The 14,714-nt window shown below is 59.2% G+C and carries 14 protein-coding genes and 2 pseudogenes; 5 read left to right on the forward strand and 11 right to left on the reverse strand.

Going from position 1 to position 14,714, the window contains the following annotated elements; translation table 11 throughout:
* The 3 genes and pseudogenes from BLT54_RS21590 to BLT54_RS21600 all read right to left on the reverse strand — a co-directional run.
* A pseudogene (locus BLT54_RS21590) lies at window positions 1–728 on the reverse strand (transposase); the annotation flags it as partial.
* Between the two features lie 228 nt (window positions 729–956).
* The gene (locus BLT54_RS21595) at window positions 957–2,444 is read right to left on the reverse strand and encodes a hypothetical protein (RefSeq protein ID WP_074647493.1); all 1,488 of its coding nucleotides are present in this window, start codon (window positions 2,442–2,444) and stop codon (window positions 957–959) included.
* A 245-nt stretch (window positions 2,445–2,689) separates the two neighbouring features.
* On the reverse strand, window positions 2,690–3,115 hold the full coding sequence (locus BLT54_RS21600; protein WP_074647494.1) for a VOC family protein: 426 nt from the start codon (window positions 3,113–3,115) through the stop codon (window positions 2,690–2,692).
* A gap of 267 nt (window positions 3,116–3,382) precedes the next feature.
* Between BLT54_RS21600 and BLT54_RS22720 the strand changes: the two genes are divergently transcribed.
* Entirely contained in the window at window positions 3,383–3,559 is a 177-nt protein-coding gene (locus BLT54_RS22720; protein ID WP_176832950.1) for a hypothetical protein, read from the forward strand.
* Here BLT54_RS22720 and BLT54_RS21605 read toward each other — a convergent pair.
* Complete coding sequence (locus BLT54_RS21605) at window positions 3,556–4,467, reverse strand: AraC family transcriptional regulator (protein ID WP_074647495.1); 912 nt, start codon at window positions 4,465–4,467, stop codon at window positions 3,556–3,558. The genes BLT54_RS22720 and BLT54_RS21605 overlap by 4 nt on opposite strands.
* A gap of 480 nt (window positions 4,468–4,947) precedes the next feature.
* Here BLT54_RS21605 and BLT54_RS21610 point away from each other — a divergent pair, with 480 nt between their 5' ends.
* Entirely contained in the window at window positions 4,948–5,892 is a 945-nt protein-coding gene (locus BLT54_RS21610; RefSeq protein WP_074647505.1) for an alpha/beta hydrolase family protein, read from the forward strand.
* A 54-nt stretch (window positions 5,893–5,946) separates the two neighbouring features.
* Here the strand turns inward: BLT54_RS21610 and BLT54_RS21615 are convergent, their stop codons facing one another.
* Window positions 5,947–6,855, reverse strand: a complete 909-nt coding sequence (locus tag BLT54_RS21615) for a LysR family transcriptional regulator (protein WP_074647496.1) — start codon at window positions 6,853–6,855, stop codon at window positions 5,947–5,949.
* Between the two features lie 97 nt (window positions 6,856–6,952).
* Here BLT54_RS21615 and BLT54_RS21620 point away from each other — a divergent pair, with 97 nt between their 5' ends.
* Entirely contained in the window at window positions 6,953–7,771 is an 819-nt protein-coding gene (locus tag BLT54_RS21620) for an SDR family NAD(P)-dependent oxidoreductase (RefSeq protein WP_074647497.1), read from the forward strand.
* Window positions 7,772–8,044: 273 nt separating this feature from the next.
* Here the strand turns inward: BLT54_RS21620 and BLT54_RS21625 are convergent, their stop codons facing one another.
* On the reverse strand, window positions 8,045–8,482 hold the full coding sequence (locus BLT54_RS21625; RefSeq protein ID WP_074647498.1) for a hypothetical protein: 438 nt from the start codon (window positions 8,480–8,482) through the stop codon (window positions 8,045–8,047).
* Between the two features lie 65 nt (window positions 8,483–8,547).
* Window positions 8,548–9,564 (reverse strand): NADP-dependent oxidoreductase, encoded by a 1,017-nt coding sequence (locus tag BLT54_RS21630; protein ID WP_074647499.1) that lies wholly within the window; start codon window positions 9,562–9,564, stop codon window positions 8,548–8,550.
* Window positions 9,565–9,661: 97 nt separating this feature from the next.
* Between BLT54_RS21630 and BLT54_RS21635 the strand changes: the two genes are divergently transcribed.
* Window positions 9,662–10,579, forward strand: a complete 918-nt coding sequence (locus BLT54_RS21635) for a LysR family transcriptional regulator (protein WP_074647500.1) — start codon at window positions 9,662–9,664, stop codon at window positions 10,577–10,579.
* A gap of 149 nt (window positions 10,580–10,728) precedes the next feature.
* Here BLT54_RS21635 and BLT54_RS21640 read toward each other — a convergent pair whose 3' ends face one another.
* Together BLT54_RS21640 and BLT54_RS21645 are read right to left on the reverse strand one after the other, a co-directional pair.
* Complete coding sequence (locus BLT54_RS21640; RefSeq protein WP_074647501.1) at window positions 10,729–11,361, reverse strand: tyrosine-type recombinase/integrase; 633 nt, start codon at window positions 11,359–11,361, stop codon at window positions 10,729–10,731.
* A 172-nt stretch (window positions 11,362–11,533) separates the two neighbouring features.
* Window positions 11,534–12,763: an MFS transporter gene (locus tag BLT54_RS21645; protein WP_074647502.1), complete on the reverse strand. Its 1,230-nt coding sequence runs from the start codon at window positions 12,761–12,763 to the stop codon at window positions 11,534–11,536.
* Between the two features lie 70 nt (window positions 12,764–12,833).
* On the opposite strand from BLT54_RS21645, the gene BLT54_RS21650 reads away from it, so the two are divergent.
* Window positions 12,834–13,265: a helix-turn-helix domain-containing protein gene (locus BLT54_RS21650; RefSeq protein WP_074647503.1), complete on the forward strand. Its 432-nt coding sequence runs from the start codon at window positions 12,834–12,836 to the stop codon at window positions 13,263–13,265.
* Between the two features lie 93 nt (window positions 13,266–13,358).
* Here BLT54_RS21650 and BLT54_RS23185 read toward each other — a convergent pair whose 3' ends face one another.
* Window positions 13,359–13,562 (reverse strand): hypothetical protein, encoded by a 204-nt coding sequence (locus BLT54_RS23185; RefSeq protein WP_083351945.1) that lies wholly within the window; start codon window positions 13,560–13,562, stop codon window positions 13,359–13,361.
* Window positions 13,559–14,235: pseudogene (locus tag BLT54_RS21655) on the reverse strand (IS91 family transposase); the annotation flags it as partial. The pseudogene BLT54_RS21655 and the gene BLT54_RS23185, both read right to left, overlap by 4 nt.
* Between the last annotated feature and the right edge of the window lie 479 nt (window positions 14,236–14,714).

The raw sequence follows: 14,714 nt of genomic DNA on the forward strand, positions 1-14,714 counted from the left end.
TGCCTTCGACGTCCAAAATAACACCGTGATCCGTGTCGATCAGGTAATTGTCGGAATAGCTAAAGAAAGCAGGCCCTTTGCGGGCCGCAGTCCACTGGCTGGCCGGATCGGAATGCGAGGTGAACTTGGGCTGGACATCGCTGGCAGCGCCAAATGCGGCATCGTCGAGCGTGTCGAGATACTCGCGGACCGCGCGCGCGCCCCGCGTCTGCCGGATCGATGGTCGACGCATCCCATTCTTCCTTCGGGGTTGAGTTCTGCTTGTTCGCATCCGCTTCGATCAGGCTGGCGTCCACTGCCATGCGCTGCCCGCTGGCAAGTCCTTCTTCGATGCAACGTGCAACTGTCGTCTCGAACAGATGGCGCAGCAGCTCGCTCTCGCGGAAACGGCCATGGCGGTTCTTTGAGAAGGTCGAATGGTCTGGAATGCGATCGTTCAGATCGAGACGGCAGAACCAGCGATAAGCCAGGTTCAAATGCACTTCCTCACAGAGCCGTCGTTCCGACCGGATGCCGAAACAGTATCCGACCAGCAGCATCCGGATCAGCAGCTCGGGATCGACGGAGGGACGGCCGGTGTGGCTGTAGAAATCCGCCAAATGGGCACGGATGCTGCTCAGGTCGACAAACCGGTCGATCGATCGCAGCAGGTGGTCTTGCGGGACATGATCCTCAAGCGAGAACTCGTAGAAAAGTGCTGCCTGTGCTTCCTGTCTCGGCCCCATCATCGTCAAACCCTCCCGCCCGTCAGAAGAATTGAATCAGCAACTTACGCTTCGATCAAGCACGAGTTTTTCAACAAAATACGCCCAATCTGACCGATGCTGCACGCTGCGTAAGTGACCGCTTCTGAGAGAGCACGATACACTTTACAATCGGGACATTTTTCTTCTGTGGAATTCTATTTGATGACTAAGCAGAAATAGTTACTATTTTTTGCGACAGCAGTGAAAGGTTCACTTTTGGTCCGCTGGTTCTCCGCAGAACTGGATTAGAAAAGTATCGCTATCTGAGTTACCCAGAAGACCATTTGCAGAAGCCACATCTCCAGATAGGCTTCTAATGCCAAGTGGCGCGTTTCTCACTGCGCTGAAGGTAACAAAGTCTTTCGTGCTGTAAGTATTCTCCCATCCAGAGGAGAATAGAAAGTAACTGCCCAACGCGTCGCTGAAAACGATGTCCCAGAGCCGTTCAACTGGCTCCGGAAGCACTATTTCCAAAACACTCAAATCCGGCTGTATTTTCACCAGAGTCTCATGGCTCTTCGCGAAATATGAGTTTCCAATTTTGCGGAGTCTTCTTGTGTCATCTACTCCGCGTTGGCGCGTTTGCAACTCGGGCAAATCAAACAGATTTATGCCGTCGTAAGCTGCAAAACCATGACTATGGCTGGTCAAAGTCAGTCCAGATGGTTCATGAAACACGAAGCTCATAAACGGGATGCCTCCACTTACTCGACGCGCCTTCGCTTGAAAACCGCTGACTTTCGTTGGAACTTCAGGGCTCATCTCCCAGAGCCCTTCTTCTTCAGTGAACCGAGTCGGTGCATCTCTCCAGCCTTGTGTCAACGGCTCGCGTGCCCAAACAAGGACTCTCCCCGATGCTGGGTGGAGCACGATGTCTCCGGAAAACTGATAGTCAAATACCGGTTTCTTAAGATCAGCATCGAAGCGACCAACAAGGGCACGATCCTCCAACAGAAGAAGCAGGCGACCAGAATCGTCGTCAAACGAGACATCAAACATCGCAAATGGCGATTGAGAATAGAGGCTTTGCAGATCCTTTATTCTCGCCACCTGTTCCCAGGAGGGATTTGAGCCCGTTCGAAACCAAATTCTACCGCCAACATTTGCGAACTCCCCCAGCCCGTCAAAATCTATCGGGGCTGACATTCGGGGGTCCCAGCCCGGCGGCATTTTGACTTTTGTTGGTAGGGTTCCAACAATCCTGTAAAGATCACCTGATTTTACGGCGAACAACGGGCCATCGCGGGCAAGTCGCCGTCGGTCGGTGCGATCAGAATGTGTTCGCCGCCAATCCGGGTCTGTCAATGCATCCAGATCAGATAAATTGGAAAAGCCGTGACGCTCAAACTCTCCACTCGCTGTGAGCCGAAATAGCGCGGGGTTGCGTATCGTTGTATAAGCCCAAGTCTCTCCTTGCCGATCAATTATGATTTTCGGCATCAAGCGGTTCCAGTTTGATAGCGGTGGCCCATCAAATACGGTCAAAGCACCATCTTTGATGGTCAGAATGTCATTTCGCCCAAGTTTGATAAAGGAATTCGCAAATCCCGGCACTGTAAGAACTTCTGTTTGGGAACCCCAGTGCTCGGTGGAAACTCCACCACCGACCGCCAAAGGCACAGCGCAGAATTCCTCAGCATGCAATTCGCTGTTTCCTGCGAAAGCAATTGCAAGAAAGATCACAAACCTGTTGAGCATTACGGCCTCTTTGTGCAACGGGTGAATGCCGTCGTTGGTGTTGCTAAGCTTCTAACCCTATCCTATGGCACACGCTGCGAATGCGCCATGTTCAGCAGTGTTCTAATAAACCGGACCTTGGCGCAGCTGCAGCGAAAGCTCACTTCGTCCCGCATAGCTGACGCCAAGGCGGCGCACATGCATCGACGTGAAGAGCCCAAATCTGCCGCCGACCCTAAAAGGGCCAGCGGCTTCCGGATGACGGCTCAATCCTCCGGCGGAAGCAGATTCGGGTTCCAGACGATTTCCCAGAGGTGCCCGTCAGGGTCGCGGAAATAGCCCGCGTAGCCACCGTAGAATGTGCCTTGGGCGGATTTGATCACCTCGGCGCCTGCCTGCGCCGCAGCTTCCATGCACTGATCGACTTCTTCCTGCCGTGACACGTTGTGGCCGATGGTAAGGGCGGTCGAGCTGACCGGCTGCACCGGCAGTCCGGTGTCGTGGGCAATGTTGGCCTGTGCAAAGAGGGCAAGTTTCAAACCCCCAGACAAATCAAAGAACGCCACCGCACCATGTTCGAATTCTTGGCCGATGATGCCTTTCGTCGGCAGCCCAAGGCCGTCGCGATAGAAAGAAAGCGACTGTTCGAGATTGCTTACGCCGAGTGTCAGTACGGAAATTCTGGGTTTCATGTCATGCCCTTTCTATCGGCATCTGCACCGCGCAGACGCCTTGATAGTCTTGGGCCGTTGCCTTGCAACGGAAGGACACGCAGGGCGGGGGCCGGGCCAACCTTCCCGAGCCTAACCTGTTTCAGACCGGCAGAGGTTAGGCCGGATATTCGGGGCCGTCAACGGCAGAAAAGTCCGCACCTTACCAGTTCGCGACGTGCGTGGCCAAGGTCAGCTATCGCAGATTCGTGCCATTGGCTGTTGGTCCGCTCCGGGCTGGGACCGGTCATGCGCTGCGTCTGGCACGAACGGCAGGTCTGGGCCGAGATTGCCGTTTATACATTCCTGCTTTCTGAGCAGTTTGCAGATGCAGCAAAGATTTTTTCAACAAAATTCGCACTTTGCATAACGATTGGTGGCGCTCACATCAAGATCATCGGCATCCGTTTGCAGCCCTCGCCCTAACGCCCGTGCTTGCTTGCAAACGCGCCAGGTGACAAGCCCTCGTGCCGCATAAAAGCCAGTCCGAACGCACTGGCGGACCCGTAACCGACCCTGAGAGCAATCTCGGTATTGTTCAACCTGCCCTGCCGCAGCAAAGTCTTGGCAACGGCCATGCGCCAGTCGGTCACATATTCCAGCGGCGCGCGACCAACCTCTTTTCGAAACCGTTCGAAGAAGCTTGACCGCGACATACCCGCCTCTTTGGCCAAGTCCGACACGGAGAGGGCACCGCCTGCCTCGGCGTGGATACACCGCAAAGCACTCGCCAATTGCGGGTCTGACAGGCCGCGCAAGAGACCTGGTGGCAGGGCCGTTGCAGGGCCCGAACGCAAGGCCTCGATCAGCAGGACCTCCAGCAATCGCTCCAGGATCATCTCGCGCCCCGGTCGGTCGGCGCGGGTTTCCTCATGGATCACGGGCACCAGGGCGGTCAGGCGGGAATGACCTGAGACATGAATCATCTCTGGCAGCAGCGACACGAGCAGGTCACTTGCCGGCGTGTCGAAACGGCAATGCCCGACAAGGGCGCGAACATCCACCGAGGCCGCGCGCGAGCCAAGCCGGAACTGCCCTGGCCCGGTTTCAAGCGGCAGGTGCGGCGCATGTGGGGACGGAGCCACTTCGCTGGACATGGTGAAGCCCTGCAGGTGGGGAATCAGCACGAAATCGCCAGCCGTCAGCGTGACCGGATCGCGCCCGGTGACCTTCAACTGACACCGTCCTTCGACCATCGCGCAGTAGAAGGGGCTGGCCATGTCGCGCCGCGCCACCAGCCACTGGCCACCGGCCTCAACCATCTTGGAGATGGAGACCGTCGGTTTAAGCAAGGTAACGACACTGGAAAGAGGGTCTGAGACACTTTCGAGCATGGATTTGGACGATTGATGAATGATTGTGGACTTGCATATATAGAACGACCGCCTCGCGAAGTCTATCTCCCTTTCACAACAGTAAAGGAGATCTGAAATGCCCTGTATCCTCATCACCGGTTGTTCCTCCGGTTTTGGTCAGGCTATCGCCGCGCAGCCCCTCTGCCGTTGGGCCGCCTGCAATTGTTGTCCCTGGACGTGACCGATCCCGAAAGCATCGCCCTCGCGCTTTCCCGCGCGGGCCAGATCGACGTGCTGGTGAACGATGCTGGCGTTGGCATGCTCAACGTATTGGAAACGGCTGAATTCGGCATCCGCGCCCGGCTGGTGTGGCCCGGTAGCGCACCGGGAACGTCCGTCCGACGCAATGCCGTGGCGCGGATGCCCAAACCTGGTTCCGCGAAGAAGGCCTTGCACCATCCTGATCCACACGCCGCAGCAAAGATGCGGCGTCCATCCTCTAGAAAAGGAAACTTTCCCATGAACAGACTGATCAACCTGTCCCGCGCTCTCCCAGCGCCAGAGTCGGGCATCACCGTAGCCTATACACCAATCCGGCTGCCTATGCCGGGACGCCAGCCGCTTGAGCTGCGCCTCACCGCACCGGCGACCGGGGGCAACCTGCCCATTGTGATCCTGTCGCATGGCTTCGGCCCCTCGAATTATATTCCATCCAAGGACGGCTACGCCCCGCTTGCCCAGTTTTGGGCCGAACGCGGGCTGGCCGTCATTCAGCCAACCCAAGCTAGCTCCCGGGTCGGCGGGCTGGACCCCGATCTGCCCAATGGGCCGTTCTTCTGGCGCGAGAGGGTGGATGAAATACGCGTCATCCTCGACCAACTGGCCGAGATCGAGCGGCAAGCCCCGGCCGTGACCGGGCGGCTGGACCATGACCGGATTGCCGTGGCCGGGCATTCCTTCGGCGGCTTCACCTGCGGCCTTCTGCTTGGTGCGCGTCTGCAAGGCGAGGATTTTACCGATCCGCGCATCCGTGCCGGTATCCTGTTGGCGGCTCCGGGCCGGGGCGGCGCCGATCTGACACCTGAAAGTGCTGAGCGCTTTCCCTTCTTCGACGTGGATTTCAGTGGTATCAACATTCCGACCCTGGTGGTCTGCGGAGCGGAAGACGACCCGCATTTCACGCCCCGTGGCCCGGAATGGCATGCCGATCCCTTCCACGATGCACCCGGGGCCGATGCTCTGCTGACGATCAATGGCGTTGGCCATGGCCTTGGCGGCATCGCAGGGTGGGACGCCCGCGAAACCGAAGCCGAAGTCCCCGACGCGCTTGAGGCGACGTGCCGGTTGACGCTGGCCTGGTTGAGGAGCACGTTTGCCATCGAGCCCACGGCTTGGACGCAGAGCAAGACCGCACTCGAAGGAAACGCGGCGGCCCTCGCAAAGATCACCATGAGAAAGAAATGAGATGAAACGTGATTGGCATCACGCCATAAAAGCTCAGTAATGGCTTTGCCCCGTTTACCCGTGAGTTCCCTTCTTGGCTTCCTCGCGCAGAGCCTCGAGAAAGAGGGTGAATGCGCGGGGCGGGCGGCGGCGGCTCGAATAGAAGGCGTGATAGCCTGAGAACGGTGGACACCAGTCGGCAAGGACTTCGACGAGCGTTCCGCTCTCTAGGAATGGCGTGGCAAGGTCTTCGAGCATGTAAGCCAGCCCCAGCCCCGCGCAGGCCGCCCCTACGAGCGCGTCGCCGTCGTTGACGATGACGGAAGGCGAGACCTTTACCGTTTCCGCATTTCCGTCTTTCTCGAACGACCACGGCGACAAGGTGCCGCCCGCGTTTCTGAAGCCGATGCAGCGATGCGCCGACAGGTCGCGCGGTGCGCGCGGCGGATCGCGGATATCGAGATATCGCGGCGCGCCCACGACCGCCGTGCGCAGGGGCGGCCCCACAGGCATGGCGACCATGTCCATCTCCAGATCATCGCGCATCCGTATCCCAATGTCGAACCGCTCGGTGACGATATCGACATACCTGTCCTCCACGCTCAGCTCGCCCTCGATCTCGGGGTGGGCCGCGATCAGCCGCGAGAAGGCGGGCCAGACCAGCGTATCCGCAGCATGTTTTCCGCAGGTCACGCGCAGGCGCCCGCCCGGTTCTTCGCGCAGCCGTTCAAGAGCCTCGATCTCTGCGCCGATCTCCGCGATGACCGGAGAGAGCGTGGCGAGCAGCCGTTCGCCCGCTGCAGTCGGGGCAAGGCTGCGTGTCGAGCGTGACAGCAACCTGAGCCCCATCTCCCGCTCAAGACGCTTGACGGTCTGGCTGACGGCTGACTGGGTAACCCCCAGGCTGCGCGCCGCCGCGGTAAAGCTGCGCTGTTCGGCAACCCGGTTGAAGATGAAGAGGTCGGAAAATCTGCGCGGATCCATTCAGTATTCCTGCTACTTAGTCCTACAATAATTAAGGCTATAATCGCGATGTGTATAGGTATGCTAATCAAACGTCAGCAAACAAGAGGAGCTGACATTGACAGACAAGGTATGGTTCATCACCGGAGCAGGCAGAGGGCTGGGCTATCTGCTCGCTCGCGATGCATTGAAGGCCGGTGACAAGGTCGTTGCGACCAGCCAGTCAGTCGACGGGATTGCAGAAAGCCTCTCCGCCTCCGACCACCGCCTGCTCGTGTTGCCGCTCGACGTGACCGATCCCGGGGCGGCCTCGGCTGCACATGAGGCAGCGATCGAGACGTTCGGCCGGATCGACGTTCTGGTCAACAACGCCGGCCGCGCCCAGCTTGGTTGGTTCGAGACGATCCCGGAGGAGGACGTGCGTCGCCAGTTCGAGATCAACCTCTTCGGCGCGATGAACGTGGCGCGCGCGGTGCTGCCCACGATGCGCCGGCAGCGCTCGGGCCTCGTGGTTACCATTTCGTCGGTGAACGGTCTGGTCTCGAACCCCGGTGGATCGGTCTACTCGGCGTCCAAGTTCGCGCTCGAAGGCTGGATGGAGGGTCTCGCCGAAGAGATCGCCCCGCTTGGTATCCGCTCTCTTATCGTGGAACCGGGGATGATGCGCACGAACTTCCTTGATCCATCCACTGCGCGGCAGGGGGATATAGAAGTTGCGGATTACGCTGACGCGGTAGCTGGCTTCCGAACCTTTATCACCCAAGCAAACGGCGCACAGCAAAACGATCCCGAAAGGTTGTCTGCCCTGATCATCGCCGAAGCGTCGTCTCCCGAACCTGCGCGCCGGCTTCTGTTCGGTGTCGATGCGCATGAGTGGGCCAACGCCAAATGCCAACAGCTCGCAGTTGAGATCAGTGCCTCAAAGGCGCGAACCTAGACGCAGGCGGCGGCGGTTCTGTCCCGCAGAGCGGCATCTGATCTAGGAAATGCTGCACGATGTACGACGAGCTGCAACGCAACATCTGGTCAGCAACTGTGTGGCGGGCATCGGGCGTTCATCTTGCGCGTAATAAATATAAATATTTCAATGAAATAAGAGAGGGGCGAGACCCTCGCACGACCGCCGCGTCTAGGCAGGAGCAGGTTATGGTATCAGCCCGGAACACCCCGTCGCGGGCCAATGATCACAATGCTTTTCAGTAGGCCGAGGTCAATTTAAGACGTTTAACTCCGTCCGGCGAACGATATCGTCATGGACCGACCCAAACCATGCACCGAGTTCCGCGGGGTCACCGTCTATACGCAGAGCACCACTTTTCAGGTATTCTTTAACGGCGTGAGCATAGGCGGGATCCGTGCTAATGAGCTGATTGAGCCTGCGTGCCGCCTCGGACGTGACCTCGACCGTGATGTCGCCCTTTTCCTCTGGATAAGCGCCGATTCGGTAGGAGGGAGCGCCGCATCGAATATCAAACCGGAGGCCCTGAACCAATCCTGGGGCGATCTCGTCCCCATCGCTGTAGCGTTCGACCAGTGAAACGGTCAGATCAGATGGGAGACCGGCGCGCTGCGCGGCCTTTTGCAGTTGCTCTCCAACCATTGTCAGCCATTGGCGGCTGCCTGCAAGCAGTCTGGTGTCGTTTGTCATTTCGATGATCCTTGAATGGCCTCCGAACGCCGATCTGGTCATCGGCATTCGGAGGTATTTGTACGTCAGGCGATCTTCAGAACAATCTTGCCCTGAATGTGCCCTTTAGCGGCGCGGGCGTGGGCCTGTGCGGCCTCTGACAGCGAGAATTCGGAGTCGATGACCACACGGATCGTCCCGTCGCCCAGCAGGGACGCCGCCGCATCAAGCTGTGCGCCATTGGAGCGCACCTGCGTGACGGATACGGTAATGCCGCGGCGGCTGGCCTCGGCATGGCCGTCAAAGCCCAGAGGGTTGACAATGAACAGAGCCCCACCGCGAGCCAGCGTTTCAAGGAACCGCGCAGCGGGCGCGCCACCGACACAATCAATCACAAGATCCAGATCGCGATAGAGGTCTTCGACTTTGGCCTGCGTGTAGTCAACGACCTCATCCGCACCAAGATCGCGCAACAGCTCCCCATGCCGCCCTGAGGCGACGGCGATCACATGCGCGCCCTGCCATTTGGCCACCTGCAGCGCGAGATGCCCGACACCCCCGGCAGCACCATTCACCAGCACCCGCTTGCCCTTCAAAGGAACGGGGACATGGGGCTCTGCCTGAAAGGGGTTGAGCACCTCATGCCCCAATTCGATCAGAAACTGCCAGGCGGTCAGGAGCGACATTGGAGCACCTGCGGCGGCGGCATGGGGGATCGTTGCAGGCTTCCGGCCCACTTGGTCCGCCGGGGCCGTGACATAGTCCGCGTGCCCCATGGACTGCCCCATCATGCCCTCGGGGAAGCGCACCATCGCGTAGACCTCCTCCCCGAGGGCGAAACCTGTCACCCCCTCGGCCACCGCATCGACCACGCCTGATACGTCGGTCCCAAGGATAAGCGGAAAGCTCCCCTCGGGTTGCCATTCGGGCGGCAAAGCCCGGTAGCCGTCCCGCAGATACCAATCGGGCGGGTTGAGGCTGGCGGCCTTCACGCGGATACGGATTTCGCCGGGCGCCAGTTCCGGAACCGGCGCATCTTCGTATACGATCACCTCTGGTCCACCAAAGGTGTGCTGGCGGGCGGCTTTCATCATCTGGGTCATTGGCTGTTCCTTTTGATCCATGTTCGCTGATGAGGGGTAGATACAGATGGCGCTATAAGTTAATAATACCTCATGAAATAACTATAGTTGTGCCATAATGGAACAAATTGGATTAGAACGCCTGACCGGCCTCATCGCCTTCGCTCGGGCCGGATCTTTGGGCAGTTACTCTGCTGCGGCGCGGTCGCTATCGGTGTCCCCCTCGGCTGTGAGCAAGAGCGTGCGCCGCTTGGAGGACCAGCTTGGCGTGTCTCTGTTCACTCGGACGACGCGATCCCTGACACTGACGACCGAGGGCCAAGACCTACACCAGCGCGCCCTGCGCTTGATCGAGGCGGCTGAGGACATCGAACAGGCCGCCACCAGCCTGCGGGCCGAACCCTCCGGTCGGTTACGGGTCGCGGCACCGCTGCCCCTGGGCATCCACGTCGTCGCGCCCGCACTTGCGGCGTTCCGCAGACAGCATCCGAAGGTCACGATTGACCTGCGGTTGAGCGATCAAATCGTCAATCTCGTGGACCAAGGGATAGACGTCGCCATTCGGATCGGTGATTTGGCGGATTCGCAACTTATGTCACGCAAGTTGGCATCGCAGAAATTGTGCTGCTTCGCCTCACCCGAGTATCTGGCCGAGCGCGGCCATCCCCAGACCCCCTCCGACCTCGTCGCCCATGATACGGTCGCGCTGCGGTTCCAGAGCTCGGGCCAGCTGCTCCGATGGCCTTTCCAATGCGGCAGCCGGATCGTCGAGATCATCCCCGATGCGGTGATGACCATGGACGCGAGTGATGCTCTCGTTTCGGTCCTGCTAAGTGGCGCGGGGATCGGAATGACATCAACTTTGCTTGCACACCCTCATGTCGAACGGGGCGAGCTCCTGCCTGTGCTTGAAGCTTTGGCCGTGGACCGAAGCAATATCACCGCGATCTGGCCGAAAAGCCGGAGCGGCAACCCGACAGTGCGCTCTTTCCTCGACTTTCTAGAGGGGACGTTTCGATCGTCGACACGCGCGTAAGCAACAGCGGCTAAGTCCGCACTACTGACTCGGGGCCATCCACAATGTTGCACGCTGTGTCGAACGCCTGCACCGGGAAAGCTGCACCGCAGCGCCTTGTTGGTTGGCCAAAGTCGGCTCAGGGCCGTCCTTGAAGACGGCCTTTGCAATCAGATTTCAATGGCTTCCGAGATTGCGAGTGCGTCTTCAAGTTCAACACCCAGATATCGAACGGTGCTGTCCATCTTGGTATGCCCGAGCAAAAGTTGAACCGCGCGAAGATTGCCTGTCTTGCGGTAAATGTGAGCGACTTTGGTGCGCCTCATCGAATGCGTCCCAAATGATGTTGGATTGAGCCCAATGGATTTGACCCATTCGCGCACGAGACGTGCATACTGCCGGGTCGAAATGTGCAACCGCTCGTGAAAGCGCCCAGGCCAAAGGTATTCGGAGCCGACCATCAAGGGCTCCTCCATCCATCGAAGAATTGACTTACGGGTGCCTTCGGTGATCTCGAAACGCACCGGCCTTTGGGTTTTGCTTTGGATGATCGAGGCCCGTTCTTTGACCTGTCCTGAGGCATAGATGTCGGCGACCCTCAGCTTCACCAGATCGCATCCGCGTAGTTTGCTGTCGATGGCCAGATTGAAGAGTGCCAAGTCCCGATGGTTCTCGGCAATCTCGAGGCGAACCCGAATGGCCCAAACATGTTTCGGCATCAGTGGGCGCTTTTGCCCGACGACACGGCCCTTGTTCCATGCTGAACGGCATGCGCGAATGGCAGGTAAGTTTGCAATGGTCATGGTGGTTCCTCCAATCCGCCACAATCCACCACAACGCCAACTGCACGTTGGCGGTTCAGAGTAACATGCTTTGGTGCAATCGCGAAGAAGGTCGGCTGTGAGCCCAGAGTGCATGATACTGCGGCGGGAATGAACGGCGGCTTGCACGCCCCGCTGAAGGAGCCGACTACCGTCAGGCGTGATCCGACGCGAGACGGCGTGTGAACCATAGCGCGACCAAGATCGACAGTCCGCCGAGCAGAAACGTGATCTGCAAGCCGTCGACAATCGCACCGGAGGCGGCATCCTCAATAGCGACGCTTCCGACGCCGGCTGAGAAGACGGCTCCCATGACGGACGCCCCGGATATGAGGCCGATGTTGCGCGACAGTCCAAGCAGGCCAGACACCGCGCCGCGCTGGTTGGCGGACACGTCTGCCATCACCATCACATTGTTGGCGGATTGGAACATCTGGTATCCCGGCGTCAGGATCGCGATTGCCGCAATATAGCCGACGACGCCGAACGTCGCGGGCAACACCGACAGCGAAAGAGCTCCGGCGGCAACGGTTCCCAGTCCGAGCGTCAGAACCCGCCGGGTCCCCCAGCGATCGACCAACCGACCTAACGGCACGCCGGTGCAGATCGAGAGGACCGGCCCGACCGACATTACGAGACCGACAACCGCCTCTTGCAGGCCGAGCGCGACGGCGAGATAGAACGGCCCGACCACCAACGTGGCCATCATGACATTCGCCACCAGAAGGTTGGCTGCCAGGCCGGGAAGTACGCCACTCTTGCCAAGAGCGGACACATTCAATCGCGGCGTTTTCTCGAGCGGCGCGACCGCTGGCAGGAACCGCAAAGCCAATCCGGCGGCCAGCAGACCGACCGGAACCAGAACCAAGAAGATCGCAGGCCATCCAACCGCGCCGATCAGCACACCGCCGAGTGACGGGCCGAGCGCCGTGCCCACTGCCGACATCGTGCCGAGCAAGCCCATGGCCTGTCCGACACGCTCGGTCCCGACTGTCTCTCGCACAAGTGCGATGGTGAGCGTCATCAAAAACGCCGCGCCGATCCCCTGGAGCGCCCGCGCCGCGACGAGCATCCATAGGCTGGAGGCCAGACCGCACAGCCCGGAAGCCAGCGAGAACACAACCAGACCGAGCACAAGCATCCGCCGCCGACCGAAAACGTCCCCGAGACGTCCTGCGATCACAACGAAAAGCGTGATCGACACCAAATAGGCGATCACAACCCATTGCACCCAATGAAACGGCACGTCGAAGGCCAACGCGAGCGTCGGGAGTGCGATATTGGCGATGCTGGTTCTCAGCGAGGCCAGTACCATGGACAGCGAAAGACACAGCATCACCCCACGCTGCGCAGCCTTTTGCTCCGATGATTCAAGAATCTTCATCTGTGTACTCCACTTGCGAGAATCGCTTCAGGGAGGCATCCTACGAATTAAAGCCAACTTGAGGTCAAGCATGAGACTGATCGATATCGGCGAGGTGTCACGACAGGCCGGTATCCCGGCATCGGCCTTGCGTTATTACGAGGAGATTGGTCTGATATCTTCGGTCGCTCGACACGGGCTGAGACGGCAGTTCGAACCCGATGTACTGTTGCAGCTTGCGCTGATCTCGATGGGGAAGGCGGCGGGCTTCTCGCTTGAGGACATCTCGGCAATGTTCGGTCGAGACGGCAAGCCCGACCTGCCAAGGAAGGACCTGCACGACCGTGCAGATGAACTTGATCGGCACATTGGAGAGCTAACCGTGCTGCGCGATACCCTTCGCCATGTGGCCGACTGCCCGGCTCCGTCCCACATGGAGTGTCCAACGTTCAGACGACTCGTCGACCTTGCTGGAAAACGGCGACGAAAAGGGATCAAGGTGCGTTTGCAGACGTTGGGTTAAAGATTTGTGGCTGCTGTCAGCGTGAACTGCAGTGGCGACAAATCTGACAAGGAGGAAAGCGCGGGTGGATTTTGGTGTTATGGGTACTGTGCGTTACGGCTGCTGCATTCGATGCATCGAACGACATGCCAGCATGTCAGGAGAGGCGTAGGTCAACTGGTTTTTGTTTCCTGACGTCACCGATTTGCTGTGCTTGCCGCCATCATAGGCCCGTGTCGGTTCTGGTTTTGGCTGACTGGGCGCGGTGGCTTGTCCGGCGCCCGGGTATCGCAGGGCCGAGTGTGATTGGTTGATCATGCGGCGTCCTCCCATGGCGGTGCGCGGATTGCGGGGTTTGGCCGCACAGGAAGGTCTCCATGACGATCATGGTGCCGCCGCATTTCGGGCAAGGCTGGCGCGCGTTCGGATCGTCGGGTTCACTGATCTCGGTTTCATCTGTCGCAGTCTTTTTCGTCTCGGGTTCTGTATTGAGCAAACGCCTGATCTCCACGATCCGGTCACGACGGAGTCCATTGGCCATGACCCCTGTGTGGCGGATGCGATGGAAGCCAGATGGCAGGACATGGATCAGGAACCGCCGGATGAACTCGCCCATGGGCAGGCGCATGACCTTCATGCGATCGCCGCGTGTGATGCGGTAGTCCTTCCAGCGGAAGGTCACCGTATCAGCGTCCCCACTGACCAGGCGATGGTTGGAGATCGCCACCCGATGCGTGTATCGGCTGAGATAGGCCAGCACGGCCTCCGGCCCGCCGAAGGGTGGCTTGGCATACACAACCCAGTCAGCTTTGCGCAGTGGCGCGAGATGGGTTGCGAAGGCCTCGGGGGCGGCCAGTCCGGCCAAGTCCCCGAAGAAGGTCAGTTTACCAGCCTTGTGCAATCTGGCTAAGCCTTCGAGGAACAAACGCCGGAACAGCCGGGACAAGACCTTCACCGGGAGAAAGAACCCCGGGCGGCAATTGATCCAGCGAATGAACTGAACTCGGCAATGTTCAAGGCCTGATTGGGAAGGCCTCTTTGTCCGCTCTGCCGACTTTCACACTCGAAAAATGCTGCGCGATGCACGAATGGCCGGTCTGACGGGCCGCACCGCAGCGACGGCGTGTTCAAGGGAACGGCATCTGTGGGTGGCTCCCGCATTGCAAGCGTTTTCTGGCAATTTCTGCGGTTATTTTCGTCAGTACCGTCGTCTGTCCGGCCTGTTTATGTTTTGGCATTGCCTCCACTGGCCCTGATGAGTTCCGCAAGCGAGGTTCCAATCGGCTTATCGACCTCAAAGGGCCGCTGCCATTCCCGGAGTGTCCTTGCTCTTGGTTGACTTAATTCCGCATCATCACTTCAACGTCTTGCATCTCGTAGGCAACTGGTGCGCTTAGAACGCGGGTTGCCGGTATTCCTGTTTCTTGGTGAGCATCGCCCAGACGGCCCGGGCTGCCTTGTTTGCCATTG

The organism is Celeribacter baekdonensis, assembly GCF_900102315.1.
GTDB lineage: Bacteria > Pseudomonadota > Alphaproteobacteria > Rhodobacterales > Rhodobacteraceae > Celeribacter > Celeribacter baekdonensis.